At 67.2% G+C, this 21,662-nt stretch carries 1 protein-coding gene (running past one end of the window); it reads left to right on the top strand.

The features are described from left to right. Window positions 1-61 precede the first annotated feature (61 nt). Window positions 62-21,662, top strand: the 5' portion of a protein-coding gene (locus tag HU770_RS17525; protein ID WP_186664608.1) for a non-ribosomal peptide synthase/polyketide synthase. It continues 722 nt past the right edge of the window; only the first 21,601 of its 22,323 coding nucleotides appear in the window; it begins with the start codon at window positions 62-64; the stop codon falls past the right edge of the window.

Genomic DNA, 21,662 nt, shown 5'->3' with positions numbered 1-21,662 from the left:
CGGTCACGATCCTTTAGCGTGTCCACGATCCCTATTTCCAGGCAAAGCAGGATGCTTACCGATGCACTTCAGCGAACTGATGGCTGCTCTTTCCACCCGTGCAATCCGACTCCAGCGTGAAGACCAGGACCTGATCGTCCTCGGCGATGACGACACCTTGGACGATAGCTTGTGGGAGGCGTTGTCACGGCACAAGCCGGCGTTGCTGGAGATGCTCGCCGAACGCGAGGACGACTGGCTGAGCCCAGCCTTTCGCATCACCCCCGACATGTTGCCGCTGGTAGCCCTGGAGCAACAGGCCATTGACCGCATCGTCGCCAGCGTGCCCGGCGGCGCCGCCAACGTTCAGGACATCTACCCGCTGGCGCCGCTGCAGCAGGGCATGCTGTACCACCACCTGTCCGCCAGCGACGGCGACCCGTACCTGTCGCAGGTGCAACTGCGCTTTGCCAGCAAAGCCCACCTCGAAGCCTTCGCCGAGGCACTGCAGTGGGTGATCCAGCGCCATGACATCCTGCGCACCGCGCTGCACTGGGAGTACCTTGACCAACCGGTGCAAGTGGTCTGGCAGCAGGCGACGCTGGTTCGCGAAGCCGTCCCGGTTACCGGTAGCGCGGCGCTGGCCGAGTTGTGCGCGCGCTTCGACCCACGCCAATACCGCCTCGACCTGCGCCAGGCGCCGCTGATGCAGTTGATGCACGCGCAGGGCGAAGGTGAGACGTGGGTGGCACTGCTGATGTTCCACCATGTGGTCATGGACCATACCGCGCTGGATATCGTGCGCCGGGAAATCCAGGCGCACCTTGCCGGCCAGGCCGAACACTTGGCCGCGCCCATGCCGTTTCGCAACGTGCTGGCCGCCGCCCGCCAGGCACTGGATGAGCAGGCCCATGAAGGGTTCTTCCGCGAGATGCTGGGTGACATTGATGAGCCGACACTGGCCTTCGGCCTGCAAGCCAAAGGCGATGCGCTGCTGGAGCAGGCACGCCTGACTCTGGCCCCGGCGCTCAGCCAGCGCCTGCGCAGCCAGGCCCGGCAACTCGGGGTAAGCCCGGCGAGTGTACTGCACTTGGGCTTCGGCCGGCTGGTGGGGCAGCTTTCGGCGCGTCAGCAGGTGGTGTTCGGCAGTGTGCTGCTGGGCCGCATGACTACCGGCGATGGCAGCGAGCAGGCGCTGGGCATGTTCATCAACAGCCTGCCGCTGCGTATTGACCTTGGCGCAACCGGCGTGCGTGATGCGTTGCTGGCCACCCACCGACGGCTCAGCGCCTTGCTTGGCCACGAACAGGCGTCCCTGGCCCTGGCCCAGCGCTGCAGCGGCGTGGCGGCACCGGCGCCGCTGTTCAACACCCTGCTCAATTACCGCCACAGCGATGCGGGCGATGCTGCCGAGGTCATCCCGGTGGCCGACGGCATCGATATCGTCGGCGCCGAGGAACGTACCGATTACCCGTTGACCGTCAGCGTCGATGATTTGGGCGACGATCTGCGCCTGACCGTACAGAGCCTGCCCGAATGGGGCGCGGCGCGCTTGTGCGCGCAATTCGAGCAGGTCCTGGCCAGCCTGGTCGAGGCGTTGGAACATGCGCCCACTGCACCCATGCAAGGGCTGCAGGCACTGCCCCTGGCAGAGCGCGAACAGTTGCTGCAACAGTTCAACCACACGGCTCAGGCGTACCCACAGGGGCAGACCGTCCATGCTTTGGTCGAGGCCCGCGCGGCCCGCGCACCGGCTGCAGTGGCGCTGCGGCAGGGTGACCAGGCTTTGAGTTACCACGCACTCAACTGCCACGCCAACCAGCTTGCGCATCAGCTGATCGCGCGTGGTGTCAAGATGGGCGACCGTGTTGCCCTATGCCTGCCGCGCAACAGCGGGCGCGTGGTCGCGTTGCTGGGCGTGCTCAAGGCGGGCGCGGCCTATGTACCGGTAGACCCCGCCTACCCGGCAGAGCGCATTGCCTATCTGCTGGCCGACAGCGAACCGGCACTGGTGGTGAGCGAGGCTGCTATTACCGGGTTGCCGGCCGGGGTGCCGCGCCTCGACCTGGATCTTGCACAAAGCATCGCCGTGCACGATAGCAACCCTCAGTTGCCTGAGTTGCACGCGCAGCACCTGGCGTATCTGGTCTACACCTCCGGCTCCACCGGCCAGCCGAAGGGTGTGATGATCGAGCATCACACCCTCGCCAACCTGGTGCACTGGCACTGCCAGGCCTTCGCGCTGGACGCCACTGCACACGCGTCCAGCGTGGCCGGTTTCGGCTTCGACGCCATGGCCTGGGAAGTCTGGCCCGCCCTGTGCGCCGGAGCCACGTTGCACCTGCCGCCTGCGCACATCGCCAACGAGCATGTCGATGAACTGCTCGACTGGTGGCTGGCGCAGCCGTTGACGGTCAGTTTCCTGCCTACACCGGTGGCCGAGCAGGCCCTGCGCCGCGAACGTCAGCACCCGACACTGCGCACCTTGCTGGTAGGCGGCGACCGCCTGCGCCAGTTCGAGCGTGACCCAGGGTTTGCTTTGGTCAACAACTACGGGCCGACCGAAACCACCGTCGTCGCTACCTCCGGGCAGGTGGTGCCTGGCGGGCCTCTGCACATCGGCCGGCCGATCGCCAATACCCGCGTCTATGTGCTGGACGAAGGCCTGCAGCCGGTACCGGTCGGCGTCACCGGTGAGCTGTTCATCGGCGGGGCGCAAGTGGCGCGTGGCTACTTCAACCGCCCAGCGTTGACCGAGCAGGCGTTTCTCGTCGACCCGTTCAGCGCGCAGCCCAACGCACGGATGTACCGCAGCGGTGACCGGGTGCGCTGGAATGCCGATGGCACCCTCGATTACCTTGGCCGCAACGACGACCAGGTGAAGATTCGCGGCGTGCGGGTAGAGCTGGGCGAAATCGAAGCCACCCTCGCAGCGCAGCCCGGCATCGACGCGGCCGTGGTGCTGGTGCGGGGCGAGCGTCTGCTGGCCTGGTTCACCGAGACCGCCCCGGTGGATGTCGAAGCCTTGCGCCAGGCCTTGCAGGCCCGCTTGCCGGCGCACATGGTACCGCTGGCGTTGCTGCGCCTGGCTGAGCTGCCGCTGACCAGCCACGGCAAGCTGGACCGCCGCGCACTGCCCGACCCGGCTACCTCGCAGTTGTTCGGCCAGGCATTCGAGGCGCCTGAAGGTGAGACCGAAGCCACGATGGCGGCCATCTGGGCCGACGTGCTGGGCGTGGAACGGGTAGGGCGGCACGACAACTTCTTCGAACTGGGCGGCCACTCGCTGCTGGCGGTGACGCTGGTCGAGCGCCTGCGCAAGGCTGGCCTGCTGATCGATGTGCGGGTGCTGTTCGCCCAGCCGACCCTGGCCGCGCTGGCCAGCGCAGCGGCTATCGGCCGCGAAGTGACAGTGCCCGCCAACCGGGTGCCGCTGCACGCTGAACGGATTACCCCGCAGATGTTGAGCCTGGTCACCCTGGAGCAGGCGACCCTCGACGACATCGTCGCCAGCGTGCCGGGTGGCGCTGCCAACGTGCAGGAAATCTACCCGCTGGCCCCCCTGCAGGAGGGCATTCTCTACCATCACCTGAGCGCCGAGCAGGGCGACCCCTACCTGCTGCAGACCCGCCTGGCCTTCGACAGTGTCGAGCGCCTGCTGGCCTGGGCCGGTGCCCTGCAACAGGTTATCGACCGCCATGACATCCTGCGCACCGCAGTGCTCTGGCAAGGGCTGGCGCAGCCGCTGCAGGTGGTCTGGCGCAAGGCCGAGCTGGTGGTCAGTGAAATCGATGACCTGGCTGATGAGGATGGCAGTCCTCGGATCGAGCAGTTGCATGCGCGTTTCGATGCACGGCACCACCGGCTGGACCTGACCCAGGCGCCGCTGACCCGCCTGTACTACAGCCTGGACCCCGCCAACCACCAGGTGGTGGCGATTCTGCTGTTCCACCACCTCACCCTCGACCACACGGCCATGGACGTGGTCGCCCGCGAAATGCGCGCATTGCTGTTTGGCCAGGGGCACACGCTGCCGGCCGCGGTGCCGTACCGCAACTATGTGGCCCAGGCCCGCCTGGGTGATCAGGCCGGCCACGAGGCGTTCTTCCGCGAGATGCTGGCCGATGTCGATGAGCCGACCTTGCCGCTGGGCTTCGCCGACGTGCAGGGCGATGGCCGGGGTATCGAAACGGCCTTCCAGGCCCTGGATGGCGAGGTTGCCCTCGGTTTGCGCGCCCAGGCCCGGCAACTGGGTGTCAGCGCCGCGAGCCTGATGCACCTGGCCTGGGCGCGGGTGCTGGGGGTGCTTGCTAACCGCCATGACGTGGTCTTCGGTACCGTGCTGATGGGCCGCTTGCAAGGGGGTGAGGGCGCCGATCGGGCGCTGGGCATGTTCATCAACACCCTGCCGCTGCGGGTGGACACCACGCTGGCCGTGCGTGCCGCCGTGCGCGCCACCCACCGTAGCCTGTCGGCCTTGCTCGGCCATGAGCACGCGCCGTTGGCCCTGGCCCAGCGCTGCAGTGGCGTGGCGGCCGCTGCGCCGCTGTTTAGCGCCTTGCTCAACTATCGGCACAGCGCCGACGATGCAACGCGTGACGGCGAGGGCATCTGGGAGGGCGTGCGCCTGCTCGGGGGCGAGGAGCGCAGCAACTACCCGCTGACCCTCAGTGTCAACGACCTGGGTGATGGCTTCACGTTCAGTGTGCTGGCCATCGAGGGCATTGGTGCGGCGCGGGTTGCCACGTGGATGGCCAATGCCGTCACCCAGCTGCTGCAAGCACTGGAGCAGGGGCAGGAGGCGCCGGTCGACAGCCTATCGATCTTGAACGATGAAGCTCGCCAGCAACTGCTGGGCAGCTTCAATGCCACCGCGCAGCACTATCCGCAAGGGCTGACGGTGCATGCTCTGGTCGAGGCCCGGGCAGCCGCGACCCCGGATGCCACGGCAGTCAGTCAGCCGGGCATGGCGCTCAGCTATGGTGACCTGAACCTTCGGGCCAACCGCCTGGCGCACCAGCTGATCGCACGCGGCGTGCGCTGCGGTGACCGGGTGGCGTTGTGCCTGGGCCGTAGCGCCGAGCGGGTGATCGGCCTGCTGGCCGTGCTCAAGGCCGGGGCCGCCTATGTACCGGTGGACCCAAGCTATCCCGCCGAACGCATCGCCTACCTGTTGGCCGACAGCGCGCCCGCCCTGCTGTTGAGCGAAGCGGCCATCGACGGCTTGCCTGCTGGCATACCGCGCCTGAACCTCGACCAGGCCGCCAGCGATGACGCCCTCGACAGCAACCCGCACGTGCCCGGGTTGGATGCTCACCAGTTGGCCTACCTGGTCTACACCTCTGGCTCCACCGGCCAGCCCAAAGGGGTGATGATCGAACACCATACCCTGGCCAACCTGGTGCACTGGCACTGCCAGGCCTTTGCGCTGGAGACCGGCACACGTACTTCAAGCGTCGCGGGCTTCGGTTTCGACGCAATGGCCTGGGAGCTCTGGCCGGCATTGTGTGCCGGTGCCACGCTGCACCTGCCACCTGCGCACATCGGCAATGAACATGTCGAAGCGCTGCTTGACTGGTGGCTCGAACAGCCACTGACCGTCAGCTTCCTGCCCACGCCCGTGGCCGAGCTGGCGCTGCGCCGCGTACGCCAGCACCCGACCTTGCGCACCTTGCTGATAGGTGGCGACCGCCTGCGTCAGTTCGAGCGTGACCCAGGCTTTGCCCTGGTCAACAACTACGGGCCGACCGAGACCACGGTGGTCGCCACCTCTGGGCAGGTGCAGCCCGGCGCTGCGTTGCACATCGGCAAGCCCATCGCCAATACCCGCGTCTACGTGCTCGACGCGCATCGCCAAGCGGTGCCGGTGGGCGTTGTGGGCGAGCTGTACATCGGCGGTGCGCAGGTGGCGCGGGGGTACTTCAATCGCCCTGAACTGACCGAGCAGCGCTTTTTCGCCGACCCGTTCAGCCGCAAGCCTGGCGCGCGCATGTACCGCAGCGGCGACCTGGTGCGCTGGAACGCCGATGGCACCCTCGATTACCTCGGCCGCAACGACGACCAAGTGAAGATTCGCGGCATGCGCGTGGAGTTGGGTGAAATCGAAGCCGCCCTGGCCGCGCAGACGGGTATTGCCGATGCCGTGGTGCTGGTGCGGGGTGAGCGCTTGCTGGCCTGGTTCACCGAGTCCGCACCGGTGGTGATCGACGCTGTGCGTCAAGCGCTGCAGGCCAGCTTGCCAGGGCACATGCTGCCGCAAGCGTTTATCCGTGTGGAGGAGTGGCCGCTGACCAGCCACGGCAAGCTGGACCGCCGTGCCCTGCCCGAACCGGATACCGCCGATTGGGTCAGCCGGGGTTACGAGGCGCCCGTCGGCGAGACCGAAGCGGCCATGGCCAGCGTCTGGGCCGAGGTGCTGGGCGTGGAGCGGGTAGGGCGGCATGACAATTTCTTCGAACTGGGCGGCCACTCGTTGCTGGCAGTGGCCCTGATCGAACGCCTGCGCCAACAAGGCCTGCCGACCGACGTGCGGGTGCTGTTCGGCCAACCGACCGTGGCCGCACTGGCGGCCGCACTGGGCAATGGCCGCCAGGTAAGCGTGCCGGACTACTGCATTGCAGAGGGCTGCACCCACATCACCCCGGCCATGCTGCCGTTGCTGGCCCTGGACGCCGCCGCCATCGAGCGCATTGTCGCCACGGTGCCGGGTGGCGCCGCCAACGTGCAGGACATCTACCCGCTGGCACCGCTGCAAGAAGGCATTCTCTACCATCACCTGAGCGCCGCCGACCAAGACCCGTACCTGCTGCAATGGCGCGTGGCATTCGACAGCCAGGCCCGCCTGCACGCGTTCGCCGCTGCCCTGGACCAGGTCATCGCCCGCCACGATATCCTGCGCACCGCCGTGCTGTGGGACGGCCTGGCGCAGCCAGCCCAGGTGGTCTGGCGCAGCGTGCCAGGGTCGGTGCTGGTTGAGCGCACCGAACAGGCTGGCCGAATTGACCTCAGCCAGGCCCCATTGATGCGCCTGCTGGCGAACCCGCAGCCGGGCGCCGAACGCATCGAGGCCACCCTGCAATTCCACCACATCGCCCTTGACCATACGGCCATGAAAGTGGTGCTTGCGGAGATCCGCGATCACCTGCGCGGGCAACAGCCCGGCCAGCCGGCCGTGCCCTACCGCAACTATGTGGCCCAGGCCCGGCTGGCCATCAGCGAGGCCGAACACGAAGCGTTCTTCCGCGCCGAACTGGCCGACATCGACGCGCCGACCTTGCCCTATGGCCTGCTCGACCTGCAGGGCCAGGCCAGTGCCTTCGAACTGGCCACCGTGCAGCTGCACAGCGAGCAATACCGGCGCCTGCGCCGCCAGGCGCAGCAGCTGGGCGTAAGCGCCGCCAGCGTGCTACACCTGGCCTGGGCGCGGCTGGTGGCCGCCACCAGTGGCCAGGACCGCGTGGTATTCGGCACCGTGCTGCTCGGCCGCCTGCAAGGCGGTGCGGGGGCCGACCGCGGCCTGGGCATGTTCATCAATACCCTGCCGCTGCGCCTGGACCTGCAGGGGCTGGGTGTGCAAGCCGGTGTGCGCCTGGCCCACCAGCGCCTGAGTGCGCTGCTGGTGCACGAGCATGCCTCGCTGGCCCTGGCCCAGCGCTGCAGCGGTGTGGCCGCGCCGACACCTTTGTTCAGTGCCATGCTCAACTACCGCCACGGCGCCAGCCAGCCCGAACAGCAAGCGCAGCGCGAAGCCCTGGAAGGCATCGAGGCCCTGCCCAGCGGCGGGCACGGCAACTACCCGCTGAGTGTCAACGTCGACGACCTGGGCGACGGCCTGCGCCTGACCGCCCAGGTCAGCGCCCAGGTGGGCGCGCAGCGCGTCTGCGAGCAACTGTTGCAGGTGCTGGTCGGCTTGCTGGATGCCCTTGAGCATGCGCCCCAGATGCTAGTGCAGCAGCTGCCAGTATTGACACCGAATGAACGCCAGCAACTGCTGGCCAACGCCACGCAGCGGCCCGACGCTGCGGAGCAACCGTTGCACGCGCTGTTCGAGGCGCAGGTGAGGCGCACGCCGAATGCCATTGCCCTGGCCGCCGAGGAGGGCGAACTGAGCTATCGCCAGCTCGACGAGCAGGCCAATCGCCTGGCCCATCACCTGATCGGCCTGGGGGTAAAACCCGATGACCGTGTGGCGATCTGCGTCGAGCGTGGTTTGTCGATGGTGGTCGGCTTACTGGCCATCCTCAAGGCGGGCGGTGCCTATGTGCCGGTCGACCCGGGTTACCCGGCCGAACGCATTCGCCACATGCTGGTGGACAGTGCGCCGCTGGCGGTGCTGGTGCACAGCGCCACCCGCGAGGCCGCGCACGGCGCCCAAGCGCCCCTGGTCGACCTCGACCAGCCTTGCTGGCACGCCCAGCCGATCAGCAACCCACGCGTGCCTGCGCTGAACGCTCGGCATCTGGCTTATGTGATCTACACCTCCGGCTCCACGGGCCTGCCCAAAGGGGTCATGGTCGAGCACCGCAACGTGGTCAACCTGGTGCGCTGGAGCCAGCGCCTTTGCCAGCCGGCGGGTGACGGCGCGGTGCTGCACAAAACCCCGGTCAGCTTCGATGCCTCGGTGTGGGAGCTGTTCTGGCCACTGTGCAGCGGCCTGCGCCTGGTGCTGGCACGCCCGGACGGCCAGCGCGACCCGCAGTACCTCGCGCAACTGATCGAAGCGCAGCAGGTCAGCGTGGTGCAATTTGTGCCGGCGTTGCTGCAGCAGTTCCTTGAAACCCCCGCCAGCAGCCGCTGTACCCGCCTCAGCGATATCGTCTGCGGTGGCGGCGAGTTGACCGAAGCCCTGGCCGCCCTGGTGCGTCAGCGCCTGCCGGGTGTGCGCCTGCATAACGTCTATGGCCCAACCGAGACCACCGTCGATTGCAGCGCCTGGACGCTGGAACCGGGCGCCGAGCTGCCGCAAGGGGCATTGCCGATTGGCGTCGCCATCGACAATACCCGCCTGTATGTACTCGACCCCTACGACCAACCGGTGCCCTGGGGCGTGGTCGGCCACCTGCACATCGGTGGCGCCGGCGTGGCCCGTGGTTACCTGGGCTTGCCAGCGCAACAGGCCGAGCGTTTCATTGCCAGCCCCTTCGTCGACGGCGAGCGCCTGTACCGCAGCGGTGACTTGGTGCGCCAGTGCCAGGACGGTAACCTGGTCTTCCTAGGCCGCAACGATCACCAGGTGAAGATTCGCGGCCTGCGCATCGAACCGGGTGAGATCGAAGCCTGCCTGGTGCGTATTCCCGGCGTACGCGAGGCAGTGGTGATGGCCTTCGATGCCCCGGTCAGTGGCGCGCGCCTGGTGGCCTACCTCACCGGTGAGCCGCAGGCGGCAGACGGCCTGCGCAAAGCGTTGCTGATGCATCTACCGGAATACATGCTGCCGGCGCAGTACATCCACCTCGACCACCTGCCTTTGACGCCGAATGGCAAACTCGACCGCAACGCGCTGCCTGCCCCGGACGGTGCATTGCATGAGCGCCTGTACGAGGCCCCGCTCGGTGAAACCGAAACCCTGCTGGCTCGATTGTGGGCCGAACTGCTCGGCGTGCAGCAGGTAGGCCGGCACGACAACTTCTTCGAACTCGGTGGCCATTCGCTGCTGGCGGTCAGCCTGACTGCACGGCTGCGGCTGGAGGGCCTGCAAGTCGATGTGCGCACCCTGTTCGGTCAACCAACGGTTGCGGCCTTGGCCGCGACACTGGGGCGTAATCAGCAAGTAGTGGTGCCTGCAAACCGTATCCCTGCCGACTGCCCGCGTATCACCCCAGACCTGCTCAGCCTGATCGAACTCGACCAAGCGGCGCTCGACCGCATCGTTGTGAGCGTGCCGGGCGGTGCCGCCAATGTGCAGGATATCTACCCCCTGGCGCCCCTGCAGGAAGGCATTCTCTACCATCACCTGAGCGCCGAGCACGATCCTTACGTGCTGTATTCACGGCTGCGCTTTGCCAGCCTGGAGCGCTTGCAAGCCTTCGCCAGCGCGCTGGACCAGGTCATCGCCCGCCATGATGTGCTGCGTACCGCCGTGCTCTGGGATGGCCTGCCACAAGCCGTGCAGGTGGTCTGGCGTCATGCGCCGCTGCAGCTGTTGCACCTCGATGCAGGCGCGAGCGGCCTGGACCTGAGCCAGGCGCCGCTGATCCGTCTGCTGCACCGTCAAGTGCCTGGCACCGAGCAGATCGAAGCCACCTTGCAGTTCCACCACATCGTCCTCGACCACACGGCCCTGGAGGTGGTCGGCGAAGAGCTGATCGGCTTCCTGCACGGCACGCCGCCGGTGGCCACCCCGGTGCCGTATCGCAACTATGTGGCCCAGGCGCGCCTGGGCATCAGCCCGGCCGAGCATGAGCGGTTCTTCCGCGAACAACTTGCCGATATCGATGAGCCGACCTTGCCGTTCGACCTCAGCGATGTGCAAGGCGATGGCCGCGACATGCACGAGGCCAAGCTGGCGCTGTCGGCCGAGCTGGCCGCAGGGCTGCGACGCCAGGCGCGGCAGCTTGGCATCAGTGTCGCCAGCCTGTTCCACCTGGCATGGGCACGCCTGCTGGCGGCTGCCAGTGGCAAGGACTGCGTGGTGTTCGGTACCGTGCTGCTTGGCCGTTTACAAGGTGGCGAAGGCGCCGAGCGGGCGCTGGGCATGTTCATCAATACCCTGCCGTTGCGCGTCGACCTTAACGAGGTGAGCGTGCGCGAGGGCGCGCAGGCCGTGCACCAGCGCCTCAGCGCACTGCTGGCCCACGAGCACGCGTCCTTGGCGTTGGCCCAGCGTTGCAGCGGTGTGGCTGCGCCATTGCCACTGTTCAGCGCCATGCTCAACTACCGCCATGGCGCTGAAACCAGCGCCGAGCAGCGTCAGGCATGGCAAGGCATCGAGGTGTTGGAAGGCCAGGAGCGTACCAACTACCCGCTGAGCCTGAACGTGGATGACCTGGGTGAAGGCTTCCGCCTGGTTGCCACGACCCTGGCAGAAGTGGGCGCGGCACGTATTTGCGGGCAGATGAACCAGGTGCTGGAGGCGATGGTCGAGGCCCTGGAACAGACGCCGGAGTTGGCATTGCAGCGCTTGCCGGTGCTGGCGCCAGAGGAACGCCAGCGGGTGTTGGTGGGCTTCAATGACACCGCGGTGGCTTACGACCTTGAGCAGACCTTGCACGGGCTGATTGAGGCGCAGGTGGTGCGCACGCCAGATGCGGTTGCAGTGCGGGCCGAGGAAGGTTCGCTCAGTTATCGCGAGTTGAATGAACAGGCCAACCGCTTGGCACATCACCTGATCGCGTTGGGCGTGAAGCCTGATGATCGGGTGGCGATCTGCGTCGAACGGGGGCTGTCGATGGTGGTTGGCCTGTTGGCCATCCTCAAGGCGGGCGGCGCCTATGTGCCGGTGGACCCGGATTACCCGACCGAACGCGTGCGCCACATGCTGAGCGACAGCGCGCCGGTGGCGGTGCTGGTGCACAGCGCTACGCGACACGTACCGGAAGCGGCCCGGCTAATTGATCTGGACCAGCCAACCTGGAACGCGCAGCCTTCCAGCAACCCGGTAGTTTCTGCGTTGACCCCGCGTCATCTGGCCTACGTGATCTACACCTCAGGCTCTACAGGCTTGCCGAAAGGTGTGATGAACGAGCACGCCGGTGTGGTCAACCGCCTGCTGTGGATGCAGGACGCCTACAACCTCGGCGCAGAAGACGTTGTCTTGCAAAAGACCCCATTCAGCTTCGACGTTTCGGTATGGGAATTCCTCTGGCCGCTGCAAACCGGCGCACGCCTGGTCATGGCTCGCCCCGGTGGCCATCGCGATCCGGAGTACCTGCGCCAAGTGATCCGCAGCGAAGGCGTCACCACCTTGCACTTCGTGCCATCGATGCTGGATGTGTTCCTGGCCCACGGCGATGCTTCGGCAGATGCTCTCAAGCGCGTGCTGTGCAGCGGTGAAGCCCTGCCGGGTAGCCTGGTACGGCGCTTCCACGCGCAGTTGCCAACGGTCGAACTGCATAACCTGTATGGCCCGACAGAAGCAGCGGTGGACGTCAGCGCCTGGCATTGCATGACGGCGCCGGACAACACCCCAATCGGCAAGCCCATCGCCAACACCACGCTGTACGTGCTCGATACGCTGGGCCAGCCAGTACCGCAAGGCGTCGCCGGCGAGCTGTTCATCGGCGGCGTGCAAGTCGCCCGCGGCTACCTCAACCGCGCTGAACTGACCGCCGAACGCTTCATCGACGACCCGTTCAGCACTCGCCCCGGCGCACGCCTGTACCGCACCGGCGACCTGGCGCGGCACCTCGTTGATGGCAACATCGAGTACCTGGGCCGCAACGATGATCAGGTGAAGATCCATGGCCTGCGCATCGAGCTGGGTGAAATCCAGGCCGGGCTCACCGCCATCGACGGCGTCAAGGAAGCGGTCGTTATCGCCCGCGACCAGCGTCTGGTGGCGTACTACACCGGCGAGCAGCAGGCCGTGGAAGCCCTGCGCAGTGCACTGCTGGCTCATCTGCCAGCGTTCATGGTACCCGCGCTGTTCATGCACCTGCCGGCGCTACCGCTAAGCCCCAACGGCAAGCTCGACCGCAAGGCCTTGCCGCTGCCGGACGCCGAAGCCCTGCAACACCGCGAATACCAAGCCCCCGAAGGCGACACCGAGACCCTGCTGGCCGCGATCTGGGCCGAACTACTGGGCGTGGAGCGGGTAGGGCGCCACGACAACTTCTTCGAACTGGGCGGCCATTCGCTGCTGGCAGTCAGCCTCACCTCGCGCCTGCGTCAGCAAGGCCTGCATGCCGATATCCGCGTGCTGTTCGGCGAGCCGACCCTGGCTGCGTTGGCCGCCGCCATCGGCGGTGAAACCGGCGTGAGCGTGCCGGCCAACCGCATCCCGATAGATGGCACCCGCATAACCCCGGACATGCTGCCGCTCGCCGAGCTGTCCCAGGCGGCCATCGACACCCTGGTCGGGCAGATCCCAGGGGGCGTGGCCAATGTCCAGGACATCTACGGCCTGGCCCCGCTGCAACAAGGTATCCTCTACCACCACCTCGCCAGCGAGGGCGCCGACCCCTATGTGCTGCAAGCGCGCTTTGCGTTCCCGGGGCAGGCCGAACTCGATGCCTTCGCCGCGGCGTTGGATCAGGTCATTGCCCGCCACGATATCCTGCGCACCAGCATCCACTGGCAGGGCCTGGACGAACCCGTGCAGGTCGTCTGGCGCAGCACGCCTGCAGTGGCCGGCCAGGCTGGCACCACCACCCTCGACCTGAACCAGGCCCCCTTGATCCGCCTGGTGCCAAGCCCAGGCGAAGGTCGCGTGGAGGCGACCCTGCTGATTCACCACATCATTCTCGACCATGCGGCTGTCGAGCAACTGGTGGCCGAGATCACTGCGGTGCTGCAAGGCCAGGCCCTGTCGCACGCCAGCGTGCCTTACCGCAACTACGTGGCCCAGGCGCGCCTGGGCGCCGATGCCCAGGCCGACCAAGCCATGTTCGGCGAGCTGCTGGGCGACATCGACGAACCCACCACCGTGTTCGGCCTGCGCGATGCGCACAGTGATGCCAGCCGGGTGCTGGACAGCCGCCTGGCACTAGACAGCGCCCTGGCCGGCCGCCTGCGTGAGCAGGCCCGTGTGCTGGGTATCAGCGTCGCCAGCCTGGTGCACCAGGCCTGGGGGCAGGTGCTGGCGCAATTGTCCGGGCGCGAAGAGGTAGTGTTCGGCACCGTGCTGCTCGGCCGCCTGCAAGGCGGCGAGGGGGCCGAACGGGCGCTGGGCATGTTCATCAATACCTTGCCGCTGCGGGTGAGCGTGGGCGCGATGGCGGTGGCCGAGGGCGTGCGCCTGACCCACCAGCGTCTGGCGCGTTTGCTGGCCCACGAGCAAGCCTCGCTGGCCCTGGCCCAGCGTTGCAGCGCAGTGCCCGCGTCCCAGGCGCTGTTCACCAGCCTGCTCAACTTCCGCCACAGTGCCCCGGCCAAGGCCGAGCTGCGCCAGGCCTGGCAGGGTATCGAACAACTGGCCGCGCATGAGCGCAGCAACTACCCACTGGTGGTCAATGTCGACGACCTGGGCGACGCCTTTGTGCTGACCGTGCAAGCGGTGCCAGAGGTCGATGGCGCGCAAGTCTGCCAGTTGCTGAGCACCGCCCTCGAACAATTGGCCGAGGCCCTTGCACAGGCACCGTCCATGGCCTTGCACCAGGTGAGCAGCCTGGCGCCAGCCGAGCGCGAGCGGGTGCTTCAAGGCTTCAACGCCACCCGCCGCGATTACCCACGCGAACAGGCGCTGCATACCCTGTTCGACACCTATGCCGCGCTCAGCCCTACTGCGCCGGCGGTGTTGCACGGTGACCGGCAATGGAGCTACGCGCAGCTCGAACAGCACGCCAACCGCCTGGCTCATCACCTGTTGGGCCTGGGCGTACGCCCTGGTGACCGGGTTGCGCTGTTGTTGCCACGCAGCATCGAACTGCTGGCGGCGCAACTGGCGGCCAGCAAGTGCGCGGCGGTGTTCGTACCGCTGGACAGCAATGCACCGGTCGAACGCCAGGCCTTCATGCTCGATGACAGCCAGGCGCGGGTGTTGCTCACCCTCAGCAGTGAACACGTGGTGGGCCACGCCCTGCGCGTCGAGCTGGACCGCCTTGACCTTGCCGGCTACCCGCAGCAGTCTCCGGGCCTGGTGGTGGATGCCGAAAGCGCCGCCTACATCATGTATACCTCCGGCTCTACCGGCACCCCAAAGGGCGTGCAGGTACCGCACCGGGCCATCGTGCGCCTGGTGATCAACAACGGCTTCGCCGACTTCACCTGCCAGGACCGCGTCGCGTTCGCCTCCAACCCAGCGTTCGACGCCAGCACCTTGGAAGTCTGGGCGCCGCTGCTCAACGGCGGCGCAGTGGTGGTCATCGACCAGCACCAGGTGCTGTCGCGTCAGGCCCTGCATGAGGTGTTGCTGGAGCAGGGCGTGACGGTGCTGTGGCTGACTGCCGGCTTGTTCCACCAGTTTGCCGACGACTTGCTGCCGGCCTTCGCCAAGCTGCGTTACCTGATGGTTGGCGGCGATGTACTGGACCCGGCCGTGGTCAACCGGGTATTGCGCCATGGCGCCCCGGCGCACCTGCTCAATGGCTATGGCCCGACCGAAGCCACGACGTTCAGTACCACCTACGCCATCCGTGCGGTCGATGCGGGCAGCATTCCCATCGGCAAACCGATCGGCAATGGCCGCTGCTATGTGCTCGATGCGCGTCAGCAGCCGTTGCCAGTCGGCGCGGTCGGTGAGCTGTACATCGGTGGCGACGGCGTCGCCCTGGGTTACCTCGGCCAGCCCGCGCTGACCGCCGAACGCTTCCTCGACGACCCGTTCAGCCGCGAGCCGGGTGCGCGCATGTACCGCAGTGGCGACCTGGCCTGCTGGCAGGCCGACGGTACCTTGCGCTACCTGGGGCGTGCCGACCAGCAGATCAAGCTGCGCGGCTTCCGTGTCGAACTGGGCGAGATCGAAGCGCGCCTGGGGGCGTGCGCCGGTATCCGCGAGACGGCGGTGGTGGTGCGCGAAGATGTGCCGGGCGACAAGCGCCTGGTGGCTTATTTCACCGCCAGTGAGCCTGCCCCAGGCATTGCCGAACTGCACCAGCAGTTGCAAGGCCAGTTGCCGGACTACATGCTGCCGGCCGCCTATGTCTGCCTGGGTGGGCTGCCGCTGACCGCCAACGGCAAGCTTGACCGCCGTGCCTTGCCGCAGCCAGGCAGTGATGCCGTGCTGAACCGTGCGTTCGAGGCTCCGCAGGGTGAGGTCGAAACCACCTTGGCAGCGATCTGGGCCGAGCTGCTCAAGGTCGCGCAGGTCGGCCGCCACGACCATTTCTTCGAACTGGGCGGCCACTCGCTGCTGGCCGTGACCCTGGTCGAGCGCATGCGCAAGGCCGGCCTTGGCGCCGATGTGCGTGTGCTGTTTGCCCAACCGACGCTGGCAGCTTTGGCTGCTGCGGTGGGCAGCGGGCGCGAAGTGCAGGTGCCGGCCAACCGTGTGCCGCAAGGTGCCCGCCACATTACCCCGGACATGCTCAGCCTGATCACGCTCGACCAGGCCAGTATCGACCGTATCGTCGCCACCGTACCCGGCGGCGCGGCCAATGTGCAGGAGATCTACCCGCTGGCGCCGTTGCAGGAGGGCATCCTGTACCACCACCTGAGCGCCGCACAGGGCGACCCGTATCTGCTGCAATCGCGCCTGGCGTTCGACAACCTGGCGCAGTTGCAGCGCTGGGCGGGTGCCTTGCAGCAGGTCATCGACCGGCACGACATCCTGCGTACTGCGGTGGTCAGTGAAGGCTTGGAGCACGCCGTGCAGGTGGTATGGCGTGAAGCGCGGATGCAGGTGTGCGCAATCGACGACTTGGCCGCCGGCTCGGTGATCGACGCCTTGCAGGCACGCTTCGACGCCCGCCACCAGCGCCTGGACCTGTCGCGTGCACCGCTGTTGCGCCTGCTGCATGCCGACGACCCGGCCAACCAGCGTGTGGTGGCGATGTTGCAGTTCCACCACCTGGCCCTGGACCACACCGCCATGGAAGTCATCGCCAGCGAGATGCAGGCGGTGCTGGCGGGCCACGGCGAGCGCTTGCCGGCGCCAGTGCCTTACCGCACCTACGTCGCCCAGGCGCGCCTGGGGGCCAACGATGCCGGCCACGAGGCGTTCTTCCGCGACATGCTGGGCGACCTCGACGCGCCGACCTTGCCGTTCGGCCTGGCCGATGTGCAGGGGGATGGCCGCGCCATCGAAGAAGCCCGCCTGGCCATCGATGCCAGCTTGGCACGCGGCCTGCGCGAGCAGGCGCGACGCCTGGGGGTGAGCGCCGCCAGCCTGGCGCACCTGGCCTGGGCACGGGTGCTCGGGGTGCTCGCCAACCGCACCGATGTGGTATTCGGCACGGTACTGATGGGGCGCTTGCAGGGCGGCGAAGGGGCCGACCGGGCGTTGGGCGTGTTCATCAATACCCTGCCGCTGCGCATCGACCTCTGCGCACCCGTGGCGCAAGCGGTGCGCATCACCCACCAGCGGCTCTCGGCGTTACTGGCGCACGAGCACGCGTCCTTGGCATTGGCCCAGCGTTGCAGTGGCGTGGCGGCCTCTACGCCGTTGTTCAGCGCCTTGTTCAACTACCGGCACAGCACGGCAGGGGCACCTGCCGAGGCCGATACCGGCACCCCGGGAGTGCGCCTGCTGGGCGGCGAGGAGCGCAGCAATTACCCGCTGACCCTGAGTGTCGACGACCTGGGTGAAGGGTTTGCCCTGAGCGTGCTGGCCCAGGAGGGCATCGGCGCCGAACGGGTCGCCGGCTGGATGAACCAGGCCCTGATCGAGCTGTTGCAGGCCCTGACCCAAACGCCGGACAAACCGGTGGATACGTTGTCGATCCTCGACCCGGCAGCGCGCCGACAGGTGCTGGAAGCCTTCAATACCACCGCACGCGACTACCCGAAAGGGTTCACCGTGCACGCCCTGGTCGAAGCCCAGGCGGCCCGCACGCCGCAAGCGGCGGCGTTGGTGCAGGATGGCCAGGTGCTGAGCTATGGCGAGCTGAACCGCAGCGCCAACCGCCTCGCCCACCACCTGATCGAGCGTGGGGTAAAGGTCGGCGACCGGGTTGCGTTGTGCTTGCCGCGTACCCTGGAGCGCGTGCTGGCACTGCTGGCCGTGCTCAAGGCCGGTGCAGCCTACGTGCCGATCGACCCGGCGTACCCGGCCGAGCGCATCGCCTACCTGCTCGAAGACAGCGCACCGGCACTGGTGCTGGTCGAGTCCGCCACCCTGGCGCTGGTCGGCGAGACCCCTTGCGTCCAGTTGCACCGCGATGCCTGGCAGGGCGCAGCCGACAGCAACCCGCGTGTGGCTGGCCTGGATGATCGCCAACTGGCGTACGTGATCTACACCTCCGGCTCTACCGGCCAGCCCAAAGGGGTGATGGTCGAGCACGCCACACTGGCCAACCTGGTGCATTGGCACGGTGAGGCCTTTGCCCTGAACGCCGGTAGCCATACCAGCACGGTGGCCGGTTTCGGCTTCGATGCGGTGGCCTGGGAGGTGTGGCCGGCGTTGTGTACCGGGGCCGTGCTGCACCTGCCGCCTGCGCGTATCGCCGCTGAGCACGTCGATGAACTGCTCGACTGGTGGCTTGCGCAACCGCTGGCGGTCAGCTTCCTGCCAACGCCGGTGGCCGAGCAAGCGCTGCGCCGCGAGCGCCAGCACCCGACCTTGCGCACGCTGCTGGTCGGGGGGGATCGCCTGCGCCAGTTCGAGCGTGACCCAGGCTTTGCCCTGGTCAACAACTATGGGCCCACCGAGGCCACGGTGGTTGCCACCTCCGGGCAGTTGGCGGCGGCCGGTGCGCTGCATATCGGCATGCCGATCGCCAACACCCGGGTGTATGTGCTCGACGAACGCCAGCAACCGCTGCCAGTGGGCGCCGTGGGCGAGTTGTACATTGGCGGGGCGGGGGTCGCCCGCGGTTACTTCAACCGCCCGCAACTGACCGCAGAGCGCTTTGTCGCCGACCCGTTCAGCGGGCAACCCGAGGCGCGGCTGTACCGCACGGGTGACCTGGTGCGCTGGAACGCTGACGGCACCCTCGACTACCTGGGCCGTAACGACGACCAGGTGAAGATCCGTGGTGTACGCGTGGAGCTTGGCGAGATCGAAAGCGTGTTGGCCGCCCAGCCCGGTATTGGCGATGCGGTGGTGCTGGTGCGCGGCGAGCGGTTGCTGGCCTGGTTCACCGAAACCGCACCGGTGGCCGTGGACACACTGCGCCAGGCGTTGCAGGCAAGCCTGCCCGCGCACCTGGTGCCGATGGCCTTCATGCACCTGCCGGCATTGCCGTTGACCAGCCATGGCAAGCTTGACCGCAACGCGTTGCCCGACCCCGACCCGAACCTGCTCGCAGGCCAGGCCCACGTTGCCCCGCAAGGTGAGGTGGAAACCGCCCTCGCGGCAGTATGGGCCGACATGCTGGGCGTCGAACGCGTGGGCCGGCACGACAACTTCTTCGAGCTGGGTGGCCATTCGCTGCTGGCCGTGAACCTGACCGCGCGCCTGCGCCGGGAAGGCTTGCAGGTCGATGTGCGCACGCTGTTCGGCCAACCGACCGTGGCGGCGCTGGCAGCAACCCTGGGCCAGGGAGGCCAGGTGCAGGTGCCGGCCAACCTGATCCCGGCTGGCTGCCAGCACATCACCCCGGGCATGCTGCCCCTGATCGCGCTGGAGCAGGCGGCCATCGAGCGCATCGTTGCCCAGGTGCCGGGCGGCGCCAGCAATGTGCAGGACATCTACCCGTTGGCGCCGTTGCAGGAGGGCATTCTCTATCACCACCTCAGCGCGCAGGCCCATGACCCTTATGTGTTGCAGTCACGCTTCGCCTTTGCCAGCCGCGAGCACCTGGACCACTTTGCCACAGGGCTGGGCAAGGTCATCGCCAGGCATGACGTGCTGCGCACTGCTGTGCTTTGGCAGGGCCTGCCGCAAGCCGTGCAGGTGGTCTGGCGGCATGCGCCGTTGTCGGTCATGCCGGGCGGCGATGAGCGCGATGCAACGCTCGACCTGGGCCAGGCACCGCTGATCCGCCTGCGCTACACCCAGCAGCCGGGTACGGAACGTATCGAAGCGACCCTGCAGTTCCACCACATCGTGCTCGACCACACCGCCATGGAGGTGGTCGGCGAGGAACTGATCGGTTACCTGCAGGGCGCTGGCGAGCCGGCGCAGGCGCCGGTGCCATATCGCAACTATGTAGCCCAGGCGCGCCTGGGTATCAGCCAGGCCGAACACGAAGCGTTCTTCCGCGAGCAGTTGGCGGATATCGACGAACCGACCCTGCCGTTCGGCCTCAGCGATGTACAAGGCGATGGCCGCGACATCGAAGAGGCCCAGCTGTGGCTGCGGGACGACCTGGCACAACGTCTGCGTCAGCACGGCCGGCAGCTGGGGATCAGCGTTGCCAGCCTATTCCACCTGGCGTGGGCACGCCTGCTGGCGGCTGCCAGCGGCAAGGACCAGGTGGTGTTCGGCACGGTGCTGCTTGGCCGTTTGCAAGGCGGCGAAGGCGCCGAGCGGGCGCTGGGCATGTTCATCAACACCTTGCCGCTGCGGGTCGACCTGAACGAAGTGAGCCTGCGCGAGGGTGCGCAGGCCGTGCATCAGCGCCTCAGCGCCTTGCTGGCCCATGAGCACGCATCCTTGGCATTGGCCCAGCGTTGCAGTGGCGTGGCTGCACCCTTGCCGTTGTTCAGCGCCATGCTCAACTACCGGCACAGTACGCAGGTCACTGACAGCCAGCGTCAGGCTACCCAGGGTATGGAGAACCTCGAGAGCCAGGAGCGCAGCAACTACCCGTTGGGCCTGAACGTGGACGACCTGGGTGAAGGCTTCCGCCTGGTTGCCATGACCCCGGCCGAAGTGGGTGCGGCTCGTATTTGCGGGCAGATGAACCAGGTGCTGGAGGCCATGGCCGAGGCCCTGGAGCAGACGCCTGAGTTGGCGTTGCAGCGCTTGCCGGTGCTGGAGCCAGAGGAGCGCCAGCGGGTGTTGGTGGGCTTCAATGATACGGCGGCGGCGTACGACCTTGAGCAGACCCTGCATGGGCTGATCGAGGCGCAGGTGGTGCGCACGCCAGATGCGGTTGCAGTGCGGGCCGAGGAAGGTTTGTTGAGCTACCGCGAGCTGAACGAACAGGCCAACCGCCTGGCACATCACCTGATCGCGTTGGGCGTGAAGCCTGATGATCGGGTGGCGATCTGCGTCGAACGTGGGCTGTCGATGGTGGTTGGCCTGTTGGCCATCCTCAAGGCGGGCGGCGCCTATGTGCCGGTGGACCCGGATTACCCGACCGAACGCGTGCGCCACATGCTGAGCGACAGCGCGCCGGTGGCGGTGCTGGTGCACAGCGCTACGCGACACGTACCGGAAGCGGCCCGGCTAATTGATCTGGACCAGCCAACCTGGAACGCGCAGCCTTCCAGCAACCCGGTAGTTTCTGCGTTGACCCCGCGTCATCTGGCCTACGTGATCTACACCTCAGGCTCTACAGGCTTGCCGAAAGGTGTGATGAACGAGCACGCCGGTGTGGTCAACCGCCTGCTGTGGATGCAGGACGCCTACAACCTCGGCGCAGAAGACGTTGTCTTGCAAAAGACCCCATTCAGCTTCGACGTTTCGGTATGGGAATTCCTCTGGCCGCTGCAAACCGGCGCACGCCTGGTCATGGCTCGCCCCGGTGGCCATCGCGATCCGGAGTACCTGCGCCAAGTGATCCGCAGCGAAGGCGTCACCACCTTGCACTTCGTGCCATCGATGCTGGATGTGTTCCTGGCCCACGGCGATGCTTCGGCAGATGCTCTCAAGCGCGTGCTGTGCAGCGGTGAAGCCCTGCCGGGCAGCCTGGTACGGCGCTTCCACGCGCAGTTGCCAACGGTCGAGCTGCATAACCTGTATGGCCCGACAGAAGCGGCGGTGGACGTCAGCGCCTGGCATTGCATGACGGCGCCGGACAACACCCCGATCGGCAAGCCCATCGCCAACACCACGCTGTACGTGCTCGATACGCTGGGCCAGCCAGTACCGCAAGGCGTCG

This window comes from Pseudomonas sp. SWRI68, assembly GCF_014269165.1.
Classification (GTDB): Bacteria; Pseudomonadota; Gammaproteobacteria; order Pseudomonadales; family Pseudomonadaceae; genus Aquipseudomonas; species Aquipseudomonas capeferrum.
The sequence above is the reverse complement of the archived record's forward strand: the minus strand, read 5'-3'. Positions and strand labels throughout refer to the sequence as shown.